This is a genomic window from Curtobacterium sp. SL109 (assembly GCF_026672405.1).
Lineage (GTDB): Bacteria > Actinomycetota > Actinomycetes > Actinomycetales > Microbacteriaceae > Curtobacterium.
This window is the reverse complement of sequence record NZ_JAPPRB010000002.1, coordinates 3,005,418-3,020,224: the sequence shown is the minus strand read 5'-3', so window position 1 is coordinate 3,020,224 and position 14,807 is coordinate 3,005,418. Positions and strand designations below refer to the sequence as shown.

The 14,807-nt window shown below is 74.3% G+C and carries 12 protein-coding genes; 5 read left to right on the top strand and 7 right to left on the bottom strand.

Translation table 11 applies throughout. The features are described from left to right. Window positions 1–66: 66 nt before the first annotated feature. Both OVA28_RS15745 and OVA28_RS15740 read left to right on the top strand, forming a co-directional pair. Window positions 67–2,919, top strand: a complete 2,853-nt coding sequence (locus tag OVA28_RS15745) for a glycosyltransferase family 2 protein (protein ID WP_268097609.1) — start codon at window positions 67–69, stop codon at window positions 2,917–2,919. Further along, window positions 2,916–4,310 carry a DUF5719 family protein gene (locus tag OVA28_RS15740; protein ID WP_194661961.1) on the top strand — a complete coding sequence of 465 codons (1,395 nt, stop codon included), beginning with the start codon at window positions 2,916–2,918 and terminating at the stop codon, window positions 4,308–4,310. The genes OVA28_RS15745 and OVA28_RS15740 overlap by 4 nt, the downstream gene beginning before the upstream one ends. Window positions 4,311–4,368: 58 nt before the next feature. Here the strand turns inward: OVA28_RS15740 and OVA28_RS15735 are convergent, their stop codons facing one another. After that, window positions 4,369–4,809 (bottom strand): metallopeptidase family protein, encoded by a 441-nt coding sequence (locus tag OVA28_RS15735; RefSeq protein ID WP_268097608.1) that lies wholly within the window; start codon window positions 4,807–4,809, stop codon window positions 4,369–4,371. Window positions 4,810–4,869: 60 nt separating this feature from the next. Here OVA28_RS15735 and OVA28_RS15730 point away from each other — a divergent pair, with 60 nt between their 5' ends. Continuing rightward, entirely contained in the window at window positions 4,870–5,091 is a 222-nt protein-coding gene (locus OVA28_RS15730; RefSeq protein ID WP_194661957.1) for a DUF3499 family protein, read from the top strand. Window positions 5,092–5,305: 214 nt separating this feature from the next. Next, on the top strand, window positions 5,306–6,784 hold the full coding sequence (ahcY, locus tag OVA28_RS15725; protein ID WP_268097607.1) for an adenosylhomocysteinase: 1,479 nt from the start codon (window positions 5,306–5,308) through the stop codon (window positions 6,782–6,784). A 187-nt stretch (window positions 6,785–6,971) separates the two neighbouring features. Here ahcY and OVA28_RS15720 read toward each other — a convergent pair whose 3' ends face one another. Next, entirely contained in the window at window positions 6,972–7,841 is an 870-nt protein-coding gene (locus OVA28_RS15720) for an RDD family protein (protein WP_268097606.1), read from the bottom strand. A 107-nt stretch (window positions 7,842–7,948) separates the two neighbouring features. Between OVA28_RS15720 and OVA28_RS15715 the strand changes: the two genes are divergently transcribed. Continuing rightward, on the top strand, window positions 7,949–8,944 hold the full coding sequence (locus tag OVA28_RS15715; RefSeq protein ID WP_268097605.1) for a stage II sporulation protein M: 996 nt from the start codon (window positions 7,949–7,951) through the stop codon (window positions 8,942–8,944). 40 nt (window positions 8,945–8,984) lie between these two features. Here OVA28_RS15715 and OVA28_RS15710 read toward each other — a convergent pair whose 3' ends face one another. The 5 genes from OVA28_RS15710 to OVA28_RS15690 are packed head-to-tail and all read right to left on the bottom strand — an operon-like array spanning window position 8,985 to window position 14,515. Then, window positions 8,985–10,373: a DUF58 domain-containing protein gene (locus OVA28_RS15710; RefSeq protein ID WP_268097604.1), complete on the bottom strand. Its 1,389-nt coding sequence runs from the start codon at window positions 10,371–10,373 to the stop codon at window positions 8,985–8,987. Then, on the bottom strand, window positions 10,373–11,368 hold the full coding sequence (locus OVA28_RS15705; RefSeq protein WP_268097603.1) for an AAA family ATPase: 996 nt from the start codon (window positions 11,366–11,368) through the stop codon (window positions 10,373–10,375). Before OVA28_RS15705 ends, OVA28_RS15710 begins: the two co-directional genes overlap by 1 nt. Next, window positions 11,365–12,666 carry a DUF4350 domain-containing protein gene (locus OVA28_RS15700; RefSeq protein WP_268097602.1) on the bottom strand — a complete coding sequence of 434 codons (1,302 nt, stop codon included), beginning with the start codon at window positions 12,664–12,666 and terminating at the stop codon, window positions 11,365–11,367. The genes OVA28_RS15705 and OVA28_RS15700 overlap by 4 nt, the downstream gene beginning before the upstream one ends. After that, window positions 12,663–13,304 (bottom strand): DUF4129 domain-containing protein, encoded by a 642-nt coding sequence (locus OVA28_RS15695; protein ID WP_268097600.1) that lies wholly within the window; start codon window positions 13,302–13,304, stop codon window positions 12,663–12,665. Before OVA28_RS15695 ends, OVA28_RS15700 begins: the two co-directional genes overlap by 4 nt. Beyond that, on the bottom strand, window positions 13,301–14,515 hold the full coding sequence (locus OVA28_RS15690) for a glycerophosphoryl diester phosphodiesterase membrane domain-containing protein (RefSeq protein WP_268097599.1): 1,215 nt from the start codon (window positions 14,513–14,515) through the stop codon (window positions 13,301–13,303). Before OVA28_RS15690 ends, OVA28_RS15695 begins: the two co-directional genes overlap by 4 nt. Window positions 14,516–14,807 lie beyond the last annotated feature (292 nt).

Below are 14,807 nucleotides of genomic sequence, written 5' to 3'. Positions count from 1 at the left end.
CAGGTTCACGGCGCGCCGACCAACCGGTCCGCAGCCGTGCCTCCAGTCCGTAGAGTGTCGCCCGTCATGCAGCCCAGTTCCGCTCAGCCCCGTGTCACCGCCGTCCTGGTCGTCGCCAACGGGGCGGACCACCTCGACCGGACGCTGGACGCCCTCGCCGGACAGACCCGGCACCCGGAGAACCTGGTGGTCGTCGACGTCGGCTCGACGGACGGCTCGACCGCCCAGCTCGAGTTCGGCGGTTCCGCCCAGCTGACGCGGATCCCCGCCGGTCGCTCGTTCGGCGATGCGGTCGCCGTCGCCGAGAAGGCCGCGCCGCGTCCCGAGTCCGACGAGGCCGTCGACGAGTGGCTGTGGCTCATCGGGCACGACAACGCCCCCACGCCGACGGCCCTCGCCGAGATGCTCGCGGCGGTGGAGATCGCCCCGTCCGTGGCGGTCGCCGGCCCCAAGCTCGTCGACCCGCGCGACGCCTCGCGCATCCGCGACCTCGGCGAGAGCATGACCCGGTTCGGCCGGTCCCTCGTCCTCGTGCAGGACGAGCTGGACCAGGGCCAGCACGACCGCAACACCGACGTGATGGCGGTCGCCGCGGGCGGGATGCTCGTGCGTCGCTCGGTCTGGGTGACGCTCGGCGGGTTCGACCCGGCGCTGCCCGACGTCGACGCCGCGCTCGACTTCTGCGTGCGCGTCCGCCTCGCCGGGTACCGCGTCGCCGTCGTGCCCGAGGCGCGGGCGACGAGTGCCGGACCGATCGAGGAGTTCGGCCGCAAGCGTGTGTCCGAGGGCCGCCGCGTGCGGATGCACCGGCAGGCCCAGCTGCACCGCCGCATGACCTATGCGCCCCTCGGGGTGCTCTGGATCCACTGGTTGACCCTCGTGCCGTTCGCGGTCGGGCGGGCGATCGGCCACCTCGTCGCGAAGCACCCGGCTGCCGTGTCGGGGGAGCTCTCCGCCGCGTTCGCCGTGGCCTTCGGCGGCGGGGTGTCGAAGGCCCGGAAGTCCCTGGCGCGCACGAAGAAGCTCGGGTGGGCCGCCGTCGAACCCCTGCGCGTCAGCTGGCGCCGGGTCCACGAACGGCGGACGACGTCCCGCGACGTCGAGCTCGCCCGCGTCGAGGACGCTCCGGTCGCCCGGGCCTCGTTCCTCGGCGACGGCGGCATCTGGGTCGTCCTGGCCGCGGCGCTCCTCAGCGTCGTCACCCTCTTCCCGCTGCTCGGCTCGCCGGCGTTGACCGGTGGGGGACTCCTGCCGCTGTCCACCTCGGTCGCGAAGCTCTGGCAGAACGTCGGGTACGGCTGGCACACCCTCGGGACCGGGTCCACCGGCCCGAGCGACCCGTTCGCCGCCGTGCTCGCCGTGCTGGGGTCGATCGTGGCCTGGTCGCCGTCGACCGCCGTCGTGCTGGTGATGCTGCTGGCGTTCCCGGTGTCCGCGCTCGGTGCGTGGTTCGTCGTCCGCAAGCTCACGACCCGTACCTGGGTGCCGGTGGTCGGCGCGGCGTTGTACACGATCGCCCCGGCGCTCGTCGGCGCCGTCACCACGGGCCACCTCGGGGCGGTCATCGCGCACGTGCTGCTGCCCTGGCTGTTCCTCACCGTGCTCGAGGCGCACCGCTCCTGGGCCTCGGCCGCCGGCGCCGCACTGCTCTTCGCCGGGGTCGCCGCCTCGGCACCGTCACTCCTGCCGGTCCTGCTCATCGGGTGGCTCGTGTCGCTCGTCAGCGGGTGGCGGCACGCGCACCGACGGGTGTTCATCCCGGTCCCCGCCGCGGTGCTCTTCCTGCCGCTCGTGCTCACGCAGATCGCCCGCGGCAACGTGCTCGGCGTCTTCGCCGACCCGGGTGTGCCCTCGGCGACCCGCGCGCCCTCGGCCCTGCAGCTCGCGATCGGGCAGCCCCTGCCCGACTGGAACGGGTGGCTGCCGGTGACCTCGCCGCTGTCCGCCGTCGTCGCTGCGCTGCCCATCGCCCTCGCCGTCCTCGCGCTCCCCGTCGCCGTGACCGCCATCGGCGCCCTCCTCGGGCACCGCTGGCACGTCGCGGGCGTGGCGCTCATCACCGCCCTGCTCGGGTTCGCCACGGCCTTCGCCGCCACCCACGTCGCGGTCACCGGCGTCGGGGCCACGACCACCATCGTCTGGCCGGGCAGCGGTCTGACGGTCTACTGGCTCGCGCTCGTCGTCGCCGTCTCGATCGGCATCGACACGCTGCCACGCCGGGCCCCGGTCGTCGGGGTCGTCGCCGCGGTGTTCGCCGGCGCGGCCGTGGCGCCCGCGTTCGCCGCGTTCTACCTCGGCAACGCGGTCATCCAGCCGACCACGGGCCGGGTGCTCAGCGCCTACGTCAACGCCGAGGCACAGGCGAACCCGGACGTCGGCACGCTCGTCGTCGAACCGCAGACGAACGGCTCGCTCGCGGTGTCGCTCGAGCGCGGGCAGGGCTCGACGCTCGACGACCAGACCACGCTCGACGCCACGGCGCTGTCGCTGTCGTCCTCCGGGTCGCGGCTGGCCACCCTCGCGGGCAACCTGGCGAGCCGCAGCGGCTACGACCCGCGTCCGGCGCTCGAGGAGCTCGGCGTCAGCTTCGTGCTGCTCGACGACGCACCGGACGACGACCTCGCGCAGCAGGTCCACGACCGCGCCGCCGGGGCCATCGGGCAGAACGCGCTCTTCACGAGCATCGGCGAGACGACGAGCGGTCAGCTCTTCCACTACGAGGGCGACGTCGACCGTCCGAGCACCGGGTCCGCCGCGGCGAGGACGACGCACGTGCTCTACCTGGTGGTCCTCGGGGTGGTGTTCGGCGCCGCGGCACTCCTCGCCGTGCCGACCGCACCGCGCCGACGCCGGGCCACCTCGAACGTCCTCGAGGCCGACGAACCCGCCACCACCTTCGACGAGGAGCGCGACGAATGACCACCACCGCTCGCCGCTGGGTGCTCCGCGGGACCGCCACCGCGATCGCCGTGGTCGTCGCCGCCGGCACCATCGCCGCCGCGCACACCTTCGGCACCCAGGAGACGCCCGGCCGTCCCGCCGGCCGCACGGTGACACCCGTCCCGGCCGACGCCGAACGCGTCTGCGCGGGCAGTGCCCTCCGGCTCTCCGACGACGCCGGCAACGACGCGACGACGGCCACCCCGGTCGGGTCGGCCAGCATCGCGACGGCCACCACGGGCAGCACGGTCGACCGGACCGACCTGCAGTCCTCGACCACGGGCAGCAGCAACCCGACGCTGCTCACCGCGCCGGCGGCGGAGACCACCCCGCAGGTCGCCGGGTCGAGCTACCAGAGCGTCTCCAACGGCGACCTGGTCGGCATCGGTGCCGCCTCGTGCGACGACCCCTCGCAGTCGACCTGGCTCGTCGGTGGCTCGACCGAGACCGGCCGCACCAGCCTCATCACGCTCTCCAACCCGACCGACGTCAACGCCACGGTCGACCTGTCCGTGTTCGACGCCACCGGCACCGTGAGCGCTCCGGGCACGACCGGCATCGTCGTCGCGCCGAACTCGCAGAAGGTCGTGCCGCTGTCGGGCTTCGTCTCCGACCAGGCCTCGACGGTCGTCCACGTCACCTCGTCCGGCGGTCAGATCGTCGCCCACATGCAGGAGACCGTCGTCCGGACGCTCACCCCCGGCGGGTACGACATCGTCTCCGGCGGCGTGGGACCGGCGCGGGCCCAAGTCATCCCCGGCGTCGTCCTCCGCGACATCCAGCAGGCCCAGCGCGGCGACGACACCGCCGACGCCGCACCGGTCGTCCGGCTGTTCGTGCCCGGCAGCAGGGCGGCCCGCGTCACCCTCGGCATCACGACGGCGACGGGCGGCGGCACCACGGTGAACACCACCGCCGAGCCGGGCGTGGTCACCGACGTCGCACTCGACGACTTCGAGGACGGCCGGTACTCGGTCACGGTCAGCTCCACGCAGCCCGTCGTCGCCGGTGCGCGGTCGACCACGCCGACGGCCGAGCGCGGCACGGACCTCGGCTGGTTCGCCTCGGCGGCACCGCTCGGCAAGCGCGTCGTCACCGCGGTCGCACCCGGGGACGGCGTCCGTCTCAACCTGGTGAACCCGACGACCGAGGACGCCCGTGTGACGATCGCGTCGGGCGACGACCGGCAGCGCGTCGACGTCGCGGCCGGGGCGACCTCGACCGTGCGCGTCCAGACGGCGAAGCAGCTCGTGATCACCGGCGCCGACCGGGTCGTCGCGGGCGTCACCTACGCCGGCGGCGACGGCCTCGCGGGGTTCCCGCTCCGCCCCGCGACCGAGGTCTCGAGCCCGGTCCGCGTCTACCCCTGAGGCCGAGCGGGTCTCCAGCAGATCGAGGGACCAGGCGCACGCGCAGGCGCGCGGCGCCTCACCAGTGGCGGTAGCGGTCCGGCGCCAGGTCCCACGGGTCCTTGTCGAGGAGCTCGGCGACCGCACGGAACACCGCGGTCTCGACGACGATGCGCCGGTCCACGTCGTCCTTCTCGGGGGAGTGCGTGACACGCTCGACGGGGATCCGGAACACGGTCACCCGCCGCTCGCCGTGCTCGACCCGCCACCGCGGCAGCGCGTCCGGCAGCCCGGGCCCGGTCGGCATGTCGGCGACCTGGAACACGACGCCCTGCAGCTCGTCCGGCCAGAGCCCGAGCAGGTAGTGGGCGGTGTCACCGACGATCCGGTCGAAGGCCTCGGCCCGGGTGATGACCGGCGCGAGCTCCGGACCGGTGACGCTGGAGCGGTGGCCCCGGCCGTGGCGGGAGCGCCCGCGACCGCGGGCGACCGGGGTGACGAGTCGGGGCTTGCGGCGCATCCCCACATCGTACGCGCGGCACCGGACGCCGTCGGGGCGTCCGTTAGGGTCGTCGACGAGATGGACGTACGGATCTGCAGCAAGGTCGCCTGTGGCGCGAGCGCCTCGTCGACCCTGACGTACGACTACGGCGACTCGATGGTCGTCATCGGTCCGCTCTCCACCCGCGTCGAACCGCACGGCTACGACCTGTGCGCCCGCCACGCCGCCCGCCTGCGCGTGCCACAGGGCTGGCACGTCATCCGCCGTGAGCCGCTCCGCGAGGAACGCGCCGCCGACTGACCCGGCCGTCCGCGTACGCGGGCCGGTCCACCCGGGTGGTCCGAGCCTCCCGTCCGGCCTGGAGGCCCGCCCCACCACCGCGACCACCGGCACCGTCCAGGACGACCGGCTCGCACCTGCGGGAGGTGTCTCCCACCGGCGGGAGGTGTCTCCCACCGGCGGGAGGTGTCTCCCACCTGCGGGAGGTGTCGGGGGCCCGTGGGAGACTGACCGCATGCCCACCGACACCCGCGCCGCAGCAGCACACCGCGTGGCCGACCTCGGCCTCGCCGAGGCAGGCCGCCACCAGATCCGCCTCGCCGAGAACGAGATGCCGGGGCTGATGTCCCTGCGCGAGGAGTTCGGCCCGTCGCAGCCGCTCGCCGGTGCCCGCATCGCCGGGTCGCTGCACATGACCGTGCAGACGGCCGTGCTCATCGAGACGCTCACGGCACTCGGTGCCCAGGTGCGCTGGGCGAGCTGCAACATCTTCTCCACGCAGGACGAAGCCGCAGCGGCCATCGCCGTCGGCCCGACCGGCACCCCCGACGCCCCCGCCGGCGTGCCCGTGTTCGCGTGGAAGGGCGAGACGCTCGAAGAGTACTGGTGGTGCACCAACCAGGTCTTCGACTGGAGTGCCGAGGCCGCAGCGGCCGGGGCCAGCTGGTCGGGCCCGAACCTGATCCTCGACGACGGTGGCGACGCCACGATGCTCGTCCACACGGGCGCTGACGCCGAAGCCGCAGGCCGCGTGCCGGACGCCGGCGACGACGCCAGCGCCGAGTACCGGATCGTGCTCGACACGATCGCGTCGTCGTTGCGGGACTCCTCCGACCGCTGGACCCGCATCGCCGCGGACATCCAGGGCGTGACGGAAGAGACCACCACCGGCGTGCACCGTCTCTACGAGCTCGCGCGCACCGACCAGCTCAAGTTCCCGGCCATCAACGTCAACGACTCGGTCACCAAGAGCAAGTTCGACAACAAGTACGGCATCCGGCACTCGCTGCCCGACGGCCTGAACCGCGCCACCGACGTGCTCATCGGCGGCAAGGTCGTGTTCGTCGTGGGCTACGGCGACGTCGGCAAGGGCGCGGCCGAGGCCATGCGGGGCCAGGGCGCCCGCGTCATCGTCAGCGAGGTCGACCCCATCTGCGCGCTGCAGGCCGCGATGGACGGCTACCAGGTCGCACGCCTGTCGGACGTCGTCGACCAGGTCGACATCGTCGTCACGTGCACGGGCAACCTCGGGGTCGTCGGTGTCGAGGACATGCTCGCGCTGAAGCACCTGGCGATCGTCGCGAACGTCGGACACTTCGACAACGAGATCGACATGGTCGGCCTCGAGACCCTGCCCGGCGCCGAGAAGGTCGAGATCAAGCCGCAGGTGCACGAGTGGCGCCTGCCGAACGGCCGTTCGATCCTGGTCCTCAGCGAAGGCCGCCTGATGAACCTCGGCAACGCGACCGGGCACCCGTCCTTCGTGATGAGCAACTCCTTCACGAACCAGGTCCTCGCGCAGATCGAGCTGCACACCCGGCGCGAGTCCTACCCGACCGGCGTGTACGTGCTGCCGAAGCACCTCGACGAGAAGGTCGCGCGACTGCACCTCGACGCGCTCGGTGTCCGGCTGACCGAGCTCCGGCCGGAGCAGGCGTCGTACATCGGCGTCCCGGTCGAGGGCCCCTTCAAGCCGGACCACTACCGGTACTGAGGCCCGTCCGCCTGCGGCTGCTCGCTGCTCAAGCGGCTGCGGCGGCTGCGGCGGCTGCAGAAACACCGGTGTTCAGTCGCAGCGCCGCGTACTCACGCGGCGCGAACGACGAACACCGGTGTTTTGCGGAGCCAGACCGGGCCGGGCAGCCGGGCCGGGCAGCCGGGACCCGCGCCGCGCCAGCGCCTCAGCGCGGGAAGCCCGGCGGCCGCGCCCCAGCCGTCGCGGTGGCGTCGGCGAGCGTCCGTGCGCGGGACCCGAACGCCCGCAGGTCGCGCTCGCGCCGGAGTGCGACGACCCCCGCCAGGAACTCCACCGCGGGCACGGGCGGCACCGGGTGTGCGTACTCGGCGACCTCGGCGGCGAGTGCGAGCGCGGTGGCGTCCCGGAGCTCGGGTCGCACCGACGCGGCACCGCGGAAGAACGCTCCGAGCCGGTTCTCCAGGCGCTGGGGGAGCGCCCGGACGTCGGCGACGGCGGACCACCCGACGAGGGACGGCGGCAGGAGCACGACCGGGTCCGTCGACTGCGGCAGTCGCTCGTGCTGCACGACGGTCCCGGCGAGCAGGTCCCCGAGTCGCCGCGGCCTCGAGCCGAAGAGCGCCACCACCATCGCCACCGAGCCGAACGTCGTCCACAGCTCGAGCACGCCGACGAGCGACCGGGTGAACGCGTGCCGGAACGACACCGCGCCACCGTCGACCCGCTCGACCCGGGTGCCGAGGGCGTACCGACCGACGCTCTTGCCCCGCGTCACGGTCTCGACGGCCGCGGGCACCAGGACGAGGACGGTGACGAGCGAGGCGATCAGCGCCGCGGCGACCCACGCCTGGTCGATGCCGGCCGGCACGACCCGCAGGAACCCGAGCAGCAGCATGAGGTACAGCGCGATCAGGCACGCACCGTCGAGGAGCCCCGCTGCCAGCCGGAGCGCGATGCCCGCGGGGACGACGTCGAGTGCGACGGCCTCACCGACGACGAGCTCGTCGGAGGTCTCGTCGAGGGCCCGGACGAAACGGGCATCGGCGAGGTCCCGGGTCGTCCGTCGCTTCGGCATGGTTCCATTGTGTCGGAACGACCCCGGCGCGACCATGCCGGGGTCGAACCGGGAACGCGTCCGGCGCGACCACGCCGGGACGCACCGTGGCACGAGGGGGGAACAGCATGGACCTGGACGCGTACTCGGCGACGCACCGCGACCAGTGGGACGAGCTCGACCGCCTGACCCGCCGCCGGACCACCTCCGGCGAGGACGTCGACCGCCTGCTCACGGGGTACCAGTCCGCCGCGACCGACCTCGCTCGCATCCGCGGCGTCGCCCCGCGCTCGGCGACCGGGGACCGGCTCTCGCTTCGGCTGTACCGCGCCAGGTTGCGGTTCACCGGCGCGCCCGCCGACCCGCTGACGATGCTCACCGCGTTCTTCGCGCTCCAGCTGCCGGCGGCCCTGTACCGGATCCGCTGGGTGACGATCTGGGTGACGGTCGCCACGGTCGCCATCGCGGTCATCACGGGCGTGTGGATCACCGAGACCCCGGGGGCGGTCGCCACGTTCGGCACCGACGCCGCCCTGCGGCAGTACGCCACCCAGGACTTCGTCGACTACTACTCCGACCACGGGCTCGGGGCGTTCTCGGCCCAGGTGTGGACGAACAACGCGTTCGTCGCCGCGCGGATGGTGGCCTTCGGCATCACGGGACTGTTCGTGCCGGCCGCGGTCGGGCAGAACGCGCTGAACCTCGGCGTGTCCGGGGCGATCATGCACTCGCAGGGTCGGCTCGGTGACTTCTTCCTCTACATCGCCCCGCACGGCCAGCTCGAGCTCTACTCGGTGTTCCTCGCGGCCGCGGCCGGGCTCATGATCTTCTGGTCGTGGGTCGCTCCCGGGCAGCGCACGCGGGCACAGGCCCTCGCCGAGGACGGCCGGGCGCTCATCGCCGTGGCCATCGGCCTGGTGCTGACCCTGCTGCTGTCCGGCATCATCGAGGGCACCGTCACTCGCCAGGACTGGCCGTGGCCGGTGAAGATCGGCATCGGCACGGTGGCCCTCGCCGCCGTGCTGACCTACCAGTGGGTGCTCGGACGTCGGGCGTACCGGGCGGGGGAGCGCGGCGACGTCGAGGAGTTCGACCGCGGCACCGCGGCGATCGTCGCCGGCTGACCGCACGGATGCACGCCCCACACGGACGGGCCGCCCGTCCTCAGAGCCGCCCGGCTGCCTTCGCCCGCAGGTAGGCGTCGGCCACCATCGGCGGCACCGACTCCGGTGCCCCGTGCACGACCTCGACGCCGGCTCGACGGGCCACGTCCGCCACGCCGTCCGCGTCGAGCAGGGTCCGCTCCGCCGCCGCACGACGGTAGACGTCGCGCCCGGCACCACCCGCGCCCGCACGACCGGCACCCGTACCGGCACCCGTACCGGCACCGGCACCGGCCGGGAGGCTCGCACCCGGCCCGCCACCCCGTCCGGCGTCGCCTCGCCCCGCCATCGCGGCCACGGCCGGGTCGTCCACGGCCGTCACCACCACCGCGTGCCGTCGCGCGAGCGCCGGCAGCATCGTGAGCAGGTCGGCGGACGCCCCGACGGAGTCGAGACTGGTCGCGAGCACCACGAGGGACCGCTGCGTCGTGACGCTGTCCACCAGCGCCGGCACCGCGGACCAGTCGGTTGCGGCGAGTCCCGGTTCCGCGAGCGCGAGCGTCTCCCCGAACCGCTGCACGACGTCGACGCGGGTGGCCCCGTGCACGCGTCCGCGCGGCTGGTCGTCGAGGACCACCAGGTCGACCCGGTCTCCGGCGGCTGCGGCGAGTGCGCCGACGAGCAGGGCGGTCTCGATGAAGGTGTCCAGGCGGGGTTCGTCGCCGACGCGTCCGGCCCCGGCACGCCCGGCGTCGACGACGACGACCACGCGCCGGTCCCGCTCGGGGCGCCAGGTCCGCACGACGAGGTCCTGCCGCCGTGCCGTGGCCCGCCAGTCGATCGACCGGACGTCGTCCCCGCGCACGTAGTCACGCAACGAGTCGAACTCTGTTCCGTGTCCGCGGAGCTGCAGCGTCGTCTCGCCGTCGAGTTCCCGGAGCCGGGCGAGCCGCGAGGGCAGGTGTCGACGCGACCGGAACGGCGGCGTCACGACGAGCTCCGCGCCCGTCGGGATCACCCGTTGCCGGGCTGCGAGCCCGAGCGGGCCGAACGCACGGACGGCGATCCCCGCACTCCGACGACGTCCGCGCCGGAAGGGGGCGAAGCGCATCCTGGCGGTGCGGCGTTCCTCGGCGGGGACGGTCATCCGGATCCGCCGTGGTGCATGACCGGCGGAGGGCTCCCACATGTCGCGGACCTCGGCGCGCAGGGGACGACGGCCGTCGTTCGCGAGGACGAGCGTCGCGTCGGCGACGGTGTCCCGCCGGGCCAGCCGGGGCATCCGCCGCTCGACCCGGACGGCCGCCAGATCTGCGGCGAGCACCAGGTCCAGCCCCGCGGCGAGCACGACGACACCCGCCCACGCGACACCGCCCCACCCGCTGGCGAACAGCACGGTGGGGACGATCGCGACGGCGAGGAGCGCGACGAACCGGCCGGAGATCGCCACTAGATCGGCACCCGCACCTGCTCGAGCACCTGCTGCAGCACGCCGTCGGCGCCGACGCCCTCGAGTTCGGCGTCCGCGGCGACCCGCAGCCGGTGCCGCCACACGGGCAGCAGCATCGCCTGGACGTGGTCGGGCGTGATGCCGTCGTACCCGGTGAGCCACGCCCAGGCCTTCGCAGCCGCGAGCAGGGCCGTGGCACCGCGGGGGCTGACCCCGACCCGCACCGACGGCGCCTGCCGGGTCGCCCGGGCGAGGTCGACGATGTACGCGAGCACGTCGTCCCGGGCACCGACAGCGCGCACCGCTCGTTGGGCGGCGAGGACCTCGTCCGCGCCGACGACCGGCACGATGCCCGCCGAGCGGACGTCCCGCGGGACGAACCCGTCGGCGTGCCGGCGGAGCACCTGCCACTCGACGTCCCGCGGTGGGACGTCGAGGGTGAGCTTCATCAGGAAGCGGTCGAGCTGGGCCTCTGGCAGCGTGTAGGTGCCCTCGAACTCGATCGGGTTCATCGTCGCCGCGACGAAGAACGGGTCGGGGAGCAGCTTCGGCGACCCGTCGACGCTGACCTGGCGTTCCTCCATGGCCTCGAGCAGCGCGGACTGCGTCTTCGGTGGCGTGCGGTTCACCTCGTCGGCGAGGAGCACGTTCGTGAAGACGGGCCCCTCGCGGAACGGGAAGGTCCCGGTGGAGGCGTCGTAGACGAGCGACCCGGTGACGTCGCCGGGCATCAGGTCCGGGGTGAACTGGATGCGCTTCGTGTCGAGCGACATCGCGGCGGCGAGGCTCCGCACCAGCAGGGTCTTCGCGACACCGGGGACGCCCTCCAGCAGGACGTGGCCCTGCGCCAGCAGCCCGACGATCATCCCGGAGACGGCACCCTCCTGCCCGACGACGGCTTTGCCGACCTCGACGCGCACGCGGGTGAAGGCGTCGCGGAGCTCATCGGTCGTCGTGGCGCCGGTGGCGCCGGTGGTGGTGGGCAGGTCGGTCACGGTCGTCCTCCTGGTCGGGGGTCGGTCAGGTGTGTGGTTCCGGTGGCGGTCGGGTCGGTCGGCCGGGAGGCTCGTGGTGCGTCCCCGGCGACGGCTCGCCGCACGGCGCGTTCCAGGTCGTCGATCGCGGCAGCGCCGTCGACGAGCGCTCGGTCGTCGGGCGTCGGTCCGCCGACGAGCACGGCGCCGACCCGTGCCGCCGGCAGGCCGGTGGCGTCGGCGGCACGGCGGACGACCTCGTCGACGTGGGCGGAGCGGGGGAGCCCGAGCGAGCGACCGACCCGCCGGAGGGCGGCGACCCGGAGGGTGTCGAGCGCGTGGGTGCGGTCGCGGGTCCTGGCGTAGAGGCGTGCTCGGCCCTCGGTCGTCTCCGAGGCGCGGACCACGACGGGCATCGACTCGACGACGAGCGGGCCGAGCCGACGGCCGCGCCACACGCCGGCGGCGATCGCCACCGCTGCGGCCATGCCGATCGCGCTCGGCACCCACGGGGGAGCGAGGTCACCGAGCGACGGTGCGGCGTCGGTGCTCCCAGCACGGGGCACGTACCAGGACAGGTGGTCGGCGCCGCCGAGCAGGCCGAGTGCCAGCGCCGCGTTCCCCGCGGTCGTGACGGTGTCGTTGCGGAACGCGTCGGTGGTGCCGACGAGCGTCACGGTCCCCGTGGCGGTGTCCGTCCGGACGAGTCCCCAGACGCGGGCGCTGCCGGTGCCGTCCGGGGCGCAGCGCGTGCCGGCGGACGCCCGCACCGTGTACCCGGAGCCGGTCGGGGTGACCGACCGGGCACTCCGGGCCGCCGGGATCCCGCACGCGGCCGTCGAGACCGGTCCGGTCGCCTGGACGGGCCCGGCCGGGTCGGCGCGGACGCGGAAGGACTCGAGGACGCCCGGGTCGGTGGTGACGAGCACCACGTCCGACGCGGAGCGCGCGATGCGCCGTGCGACGCCCGCGGAGAGGACGCCGGCGGAGTCGTCGACGAGGACCGTGCCGTCGGGGTCGACCCGGTCGGCGTCCCGGACGACGTCGACCGTGGTGCCGCGCTGCTCGAGGACCCGGACGAGCGCCTTCGAACCGCTCGCGGTCGCCGACCCGGGGTCGAGCGGGGTGTCCGTGGGGCTGGAGCCACTGCCGACCGCCGCCGTGACCGCCGCGAGCAGGAGCCCGACCAGCACGATGGCGACCCAGAACACGACGCGGAACCGTCGGCCCTCGCGCTGCCCGTCCGGCGTCGGCGCACCCGGGCTGGCGGTGCCGCGGTCGCGCGTCGGCGTCGTCGTGGCGGTCGTCGTCGTGGTCATGCGGGGACCACCGGCCCGTCCGTCCGGACCGGTCGGGCCGTGCGGAGCCGGTCCTCGGTGTCGAGGACCTGACGCGCTGCAGCCTCGTCGGTGTCGAGCCCGAGGTACCGCACGTCGTCGAACGTGGTCGCTGCCCGGTGCAGGTCGTCGCGGAACGACGGGAACGGCCGGGAGGCCCGGACCGCGATCGCGCCTGCGGTCGCTCCGGGGACGTCGGGGACGAGGTCGCGCTCACCGAGACCACGGGCGACGGCCCGGTAGCCCTCGAGCACGGCGGTCGACCAGTCCCCGTCGCGCATCGCGGTGCGGGCGGCCGAGGCGATGGTGGCGGCCGAGCGCAGGTCGTCGTCGTCGAGGACTCCGCGGACGTCGTCGGCCCGGAGCCGGGCGCGGCGCCGCGGCAGTCCGCGCGAGACGACGACGAGCACGACCACCGCGACGAGCACGACGATCGCCACGACGAGCAGCGTGCGGCTGAGCCCGACACCGCCGACGCCGTCCGGACGGAGCGAACTGAACCACGCGAGGACGTCCTGCGACGCCCGGTCCCACCAGGTCACGTGCGCGCCGCTGTACTCACCGCGCTCGAGCTCCCGCTCGAGGAGCCGCCGGGCCTGGTCGGGGTCGACGCTCGTCATCCCCGCCCGTCCGGTCGCGACGGACCCCACTGCGGCGGTTGCGGCTGCTGCCCGCCCCACTGCGGCGGCTGCTGCTGCCCACCCCACTGCTGCGGCTGCTGGCCCAGCGGCGGTTGCGGACCCCACGGCGGGGGCGGCGGACCCCAGGGCTGCTGCGGCTGCTGCGGCCACGGACGCTGGGCGACGGGGTGTGCGGGGGCGAACGGGTCCGCGGGCTGGCCGGTCTCCAGGTGCGCCGCGATGCGCTGGTCGAGGGCCTCGGTCCGGATGCGGCGGTCGATCGCCAGGAAGGTCGTCACCGAGGCGCTCAGGACGTCCGTGATGCACTGCACCGCGATCGTCAGGAGGCTGCCGACCACGAGCGCGACGACGGCTCCGGCCGACAGGCCACCTGGGCGCCCCGTCGTCTGCCCGAGCGGGTCGAACACGCCGGAGAACAGCGAGACGCCGAGGGTGAGCGGCGTGCTCGCGATGCCCGCGACGATGCTGAAGGCGATCTGCACGAGGAGCAGGATGCCGAACGTCCGCCAGAACGCACCGCGGGTCAGCCGCCAGGACTGCGCGGCGGCGGAGAACACCCCGCGGCCCTCGAGCGCGATGGTCGGCACCGTGAAGGCGAACCGGGTGGCGAAGAAGGCCACGAGCAGCCCGAAGACGAGCCCGAGCCCGAGGAGCGCCAGGAAGAACCCGCCGATCGCCGTGTCCGTCGCGCCCAGCGCCCCGAAGAAGCCGATCAGCACGGCCACGAACACCGCGCCGATCACCGCGCCGGCCGCGAGCTGCAGGAGCATCCACCACAGCACCGACAGCCGCCGGCCCTCGAGGAGCGCCCAGAGCCCGCGGAACGTGCCGCGCCGGCCGAGCACCCGCTGCCCGGTGTCGACCGCGACCGGGGCGACGAGGAACCCGCGTGCCAGGAACGCCAGGAACGGCACCCCGAGCGCGAGCAGGATGTAGAGCGTGACCGAGCCCGCGGTGATCGCGTCGGCGTCCGAGCCGGGTCCGGACCCGGTACCGGTCCCCGTGCCGATCGCGGAGAGCATCCGCTCCTGCAGCGACCGCTGCCCGAGGGTCGTGGCGACGGTGGACGCCAGGCCGAGCACGCCGGAGAGCAGCAGGCTCCAGAGGAGCAGCACGCGCGCGTTGCGCCGGAACACGGTGAACGCGCCGGCCAGCACGTCACCGAGCCCGAGCGGGCGCAGCGGGATCACCGGACGGGACGGCGGTGTCGGACCGGACCCGCGCCCTGGAGGCGGGGGTGTCGGAGACGGAGGCGGCGTCGTGCCGTACCGGGAGCCTCCTGGCTGAGGACCCTGCTGTCCACCCGACTGCTGTCCACCCGACTGCTGTCCACCCGACTGCTGTCCACCGGACTGCTGTCCGTCGGGCTGCTGTCCGTCGGCAGGGCCCCCGCCCGCCCCTGGTGTCTGCCATCCATCGCCGGCCATCGGACCGCCCCCTCACGTCGGCCGCGCCGGGAACACGCGGACCTCCCCATCCTGG

What these genes read in the sequence shown, in the direction of transcription:
- OVA28_RS15745 (WP_268097609.1), top strand. Translation starts at nt 67, where the DNA reads ATGCAGCCCAGTTCCGCTCAGCCCCGTGTCACCGCCGTCCTGGTCGTC.
- OVA28_RS15740 (WP_194661961.1), top strand. Translation starts at nt 2,916, where the DNA reads ATGACCACCACCGCTCGCCGCTGGGTGCTCCGCGGGACCGCCACCGCG.
- OVA28_RS15735 (WP_268097608.1), bottom strand. Translation starts at nt 4,809, where the DNA reads ATGCGCCGCAAGCCCCGACTCGTCACCCCGGTCGCCCGCGGTCGCGGG.
- OVA28_RS15730 (WP_194661957.1), top strand. Translation starts at nt 4,870, where the DNA reads ATGGACGTACGGATCTGCAGCAAGGTCGCCTGTGGCGCGAGCGCCTCG.
- ahcY (WP_268097607.1), top strand. Translation starts at nt 5,306, where the DNA reads ATGCCCACCGACACCCGCGCCGCAGCAGCACACCGCGTGGCCGACCTC.
- OVA28_RS15720 (WP_268097606.1), bottom strand. Translation starts at nt 7,841, where the DNA reads ATGCCGAAGCGACGGACGACCCGGGACCTCGCCGATGCCCGTTTCGTC.
- OVA28_RS15715 (WP_268097605.1), top strand. Translation starts at nt 7,949, where the DNA reads ATGGACCTGGACGCGTACTCGGCGACGCACCGCGACCAGTGGGACGAG.
- OVA28_RS15700 (WP_268097602.1), bottom strand. Translation starts at nt 12,666, where the DNA reads ATGACCACGACGACGACCGCCACGACGACGCCGACGCGCGACCGCGGC.
- OVA28_RS15695 (WP_268097600.1), bottom strand. Translation starts at nt 13,304, where the DNA reads ATGACGAGCGTCGACCCCGACCAGGCCCGGCGGCTCCTCGAGCGGGAG.